This window comes from Craterilacuibacter sinensis, assembly GCF_009831765.1.
Taxonomy (GTDB): Bacteria; Pseudomonadota; Gammaproteobacteria; order Burkholderiales; family Chromobacteriaceae; genus Craterilacuibacter; species Craterilacuibacter sinensis.
In genome coordinates this window covers 1-3,533 of sequence record NZ_WSSB01000027.1, presented here as the reverse complement: position 1 = coordinate 3,533, position 3,533 = coordinate 1, and the positions used below count along the sequence as shown (strand labels likewise).

Sequence of the window (3,533 nt, the reverse complement as noted above, 5' to 3'; positions counted from 1 at the left end):
GACATGGCCGCTTCGATGATTTCGTTACCGATGGTGAGCAGCGTGTCGCGTGGCGGCATGCAGGTCATCATCGAGTCGGTGCGGAAGTCTGGCGTGTTGACCGGCTGGTTCCAGTTCAGCGGACTTGGACGGTCGACTTTGATGCCGCGCTCTTCCAGTACCTTGGCCAGGTTGTCGAGCTGGATGTTGGCTTTTTCAACGGTTTCCAGTGGACGTGGGCCCCACCTGCCGCGCATCGGACTGTCGATTGGTACCTTTTCGGAGGTTGCTGGTTCTTCCTGCGGTACGCAGCTGGGGTCGGCGCGTCCGACAATCACTTGCTTGAGCGGGTCGAAGTCGTTCCAGGAGTTAACAATCTTGGTCATGATGCATTCCCTTTTTGGAGGTTGATCTCACTTGCTTGGTACGTATTGTGCGCATAGCCGTACTGGCTGGCATTCCAAAAAGCGGCCAGTGACTATCAAAAAATAGGCAAAGCGTCAGGGGAATAAGCGGGGCCGGAAATGCATGGTTTTGTCTGTATAAAAAACCGTCGCTGACTATCAAAAACCAGTCAGGCCGATCAGCCTGCATCCAGGTTCTGGATAGGTGCGCTTGCCGTTTAAAACGAAAAAGCCGGCTCAAGGCCGGCTTTGTTGCGAAGAGGAGGGATTACTCGTCAGCCAATGCCTCATGTGCGGTCTCGTGGCTTAGCAGCATGGCTGCCAGCGCAACCGCCGCGGCAATCACCAGATACCAGGCCGGTGCCATCTTGCTGCCGGTGATACTGATCAGCCAGGTGGCGATAAAGGGCGCGGTGCCGCCAAACAGCGCATTGGCCGAATTGAAGCTGAAGGCGAAGCCGCTATAGCGCACATGGGTCGGGAAAATTTCCGACAGGAAACAGGCCAAAGTGCCGTCATTCATGGTGAGCAAGGCGCCAAAGGCAATCTGGACCAGCAAGATGGTGGCGAAGCTGGCGCTGTCCAGCAGCGAAAACAGCGGGATGGTCAGCACGATAAAGGCGATGGAGGCGCTGATCAGCATGGTTTTGCGGCCGAAGCGATCGGACAGTATGCCCATCAGGAAAATAAAGAAAATATAGGTCGACAGCGAAACGGTGGAAGCGAGGAAGGAGTCGGTGGCGCTCATGCCCATTTCGGCGGAGAGATAGGTCGGCATATAGCTGAGGATCAGATAAAAGGCGACGGCATTGAGGCAGGTCACACCAAAGGCGATGGCGACTTTCAGCCGGTATTTCCCCATCAGTTCGCGGATGGGGACTTTGCGGGTCTGTTCCTTCTTCTCCAGATTTTTTTCCATCTGGCGGAATTTAGGCGTGTCTTCCAGATGCAGACGGATGTAGCGGCCGATCAGGCCGAAAGGTGCCGCCAGCAAAAATGGCAGGCGCCAGCCCCAGCTGTGCAGGTCTTCGATCGAGAGCAGCGCATGCAGCATGGCGACAAACAGGGCACCGAACAACAGGCCTGCGGCGGTACTGGCCGGCACGATGCTGGTGTAGAGGCCGCGTTTGCCTTCGGGGGCGTATTCGGCGAGGAAGGCGGCGGCACCGGCATATTCACCGGATGCGGAAAAGCCCTGCACCAGACGAATGATCAGCAGCAGGATGGGCGCGAGCATGCCGACTTGTGCATAAGTCGGCAGGAAGGCGATGCAGAAGGTGGCGCCCGACATGATCAAAATGGACAGCGAGAGGGCTGTGCGGCGCCCGACTTTGTCGCCCAGATGCCCCCAGATGATGCCGCCTATCGGGCGCACGATAAAGGACAGGGCAAAAACGGCAAAGGTGGCGAGGAGGCCGGTGGTCTGGTCGGTTTGCGGGAAGAAGACTAGCGCGATGATGGTGGCGAGATAGCCGTAGGCGGCGTAGTCGAACCACTCAACGAAATTGCCGATAAAGCTGGCGACTGCGGCACGGCGCAAGGCGCCGGCATCGGTTTGTGTGCTGCTGTGGGCGGGGGACTGACCCGGTGGATGCATTGCAGTGTGTGTAGCACTCATGACTGGCCCTCCATTGTCTGAAAACAGTTGACGTTGCCGTCTCACAAAATGGTTCTGCTGCAGAGCGATTTTGTCAGATGGCCAGCGTCCGGCGCTGGGGGGAAGCCAGCCCGCTGGGGCTGGCTATTTAGGTTCTGATGGCTATCTTAGTTTTATTTGATAAGTGTATGTTTGATTAGCATCAGATGCTGCCGGCTTTGAGAGTCACATTGTCTGGACGTTTGAAAGACTTGCCCAGGATGCTGATCAAGACTTCGCTCATGCCGCCGACGATAATCATCGCACCGCCTATCATCTGCGCGCTGGACAGCGGTTCACCGTAGATCATCAGGCCGACGAACAGGGATGCCACCACGCATTCCCAGTACGAGACACAGGCAAATTCGGCCGCTTTCAGGTGGCGGGTGGCGATGGTGCAGGTGCCCAGCGCGCCGAAGCCGCAGACGATGCCGATGCCGACCCACCACATCCAGTCGGTCGAGGTCATTTGCGAGATGGTTGGTTTGGTGAACACGAACAGCAGGGTAATGCCGGCCAGTGCAAACACGAAGTTCCAGAAAGCGCGTACGTCACCCGGCACTTCGGTACGGAAGCGGCCAAAGAACAGGAACAGGCCGTAACCCACGCCGGAGTAGAGCGCCATCATGTCGCCGAAGAAAGTCTTTTCGGAGAACTGCATGCCGAAGCTGAGCCCGCTGCTATCGATAGACATCAGGCCGGAGATCATCATCATGCCGATGAACACCGCCAGCAGGGCAAACCAGGTGGCGAGTTTCATGCTCTCCTTGAGGAAGATCACGGCCAGCAGGGTCGAGATGATGGGGCCGATGTAGATGAAGAACACCGCGTTGGCGATCGAGGTGTGTTGCGTGGCGGTGATATAGGCCGACAGGCAGTTGCCCATGAAGAAGCCGGACAGAACCATTGTTGGCGAGAGTTTGAATTCCTTCAGTTCAAGCAAACGCCCTTTGTAGGCGATGATGGCGAAGAACAAAATGCCGCCGCACATCATGCGCGAGAAAGCGATGAAGTCGCCTTGTGCATCAATGTGGCGGGCGAAGAAGCCGACAAAGCCCATCAGGGTGGCCGCGATGAAGGCGTTGATAAAACCGACTTGTTTGTTGATGGGGGTGGTCGATGAAGAGGCGGGAGCGGTCATGGCGAGACTCCTGAATAAGTAAACCTTCTATAAAAAGGCCCGGCATGCGCCGGGCCTTGTCAGACCGTCAGAGGGATCAGACGCGGGTGATGTCGCCTGTCTGGTTCGGGAAGTAGTCCTCACACGTGCCTTCGCGATACACGTCGGCGGTGGAGCAGTGCAGACCGCCACCGAAGGCGTAGGCATCGCGGAACGGCATCGGGATCACGTTCATGCCCAGCTTGTCCATCTGTTCCATCTGGTTCACTTCGGACGCTTCGACGATCACCGTCTTGTGGTCGAGTACCAGGCAGTTCATCGACAGCCAGACCGAGCTGTAGCACAGCGGAGGCGGTTCTTTGTGGGCAGGCATGGCGGCATCAACAATCTGCCA

Annotated in this window: 2 protein-coding genes and 2 pseudogenes; all 4 read right to left on the bottom strand. The window is 57.2% G+C overall.

The window, feature by feature from the left end:
• A pseudogene (locus GQF02_RS15690) lies at positions 1-365 on the bottom strand (serine/threonine protein kinase); the annotation flags it as partial.
• 286 nt (positions 366-651) lie between these two features.
• On the bottom strand, positions 652-2,001 hold the full coding sequence (locus GQF02_RS15685; protein WP_160798392.1) for an MFS transporter: 1,350 nt from the start codon (positions 1,999-2,001) through the stop codon (positions 652-654).
• A gap of 181 nt (positions 2,002-2,182) precedes the next feature.
• Positions 2,183-3,160, bottom strand: a complete 978-nt coding sequence (locus tag GQF02_RS15680) for a DMT family transporter (RefSeq protein ID WP_160798390.1) — start codon at positions 3,158-3,160, stop codon at positions 2,183-2,185.
• Between the two features lie 76 nt (positions 3,161-3,236).
• Positions 3,237-3,533, bottom strand: a pseudogene (locus GQF02_RS15675) (serine/threonine protein kinase); the annotation flags it as partial.

Bases quoted from the DNA above. Each gene is read 5' to 3' on its own strand.
- GQF02_RS15680 (WP_160798390.1), bottom strand. From the start codon at position 3,160: ATGACCGCTCCCGCCTCTTCATCGACCACCCCCATCAACAAACAAGTC.
- GQF02_RS15685 (WP_160798392.1), bottom strand. From the start codon at position 2,001: ATGAGTGCTACACACACTGCAATGCATCCACCGGGTCAGTCCCCCGCC.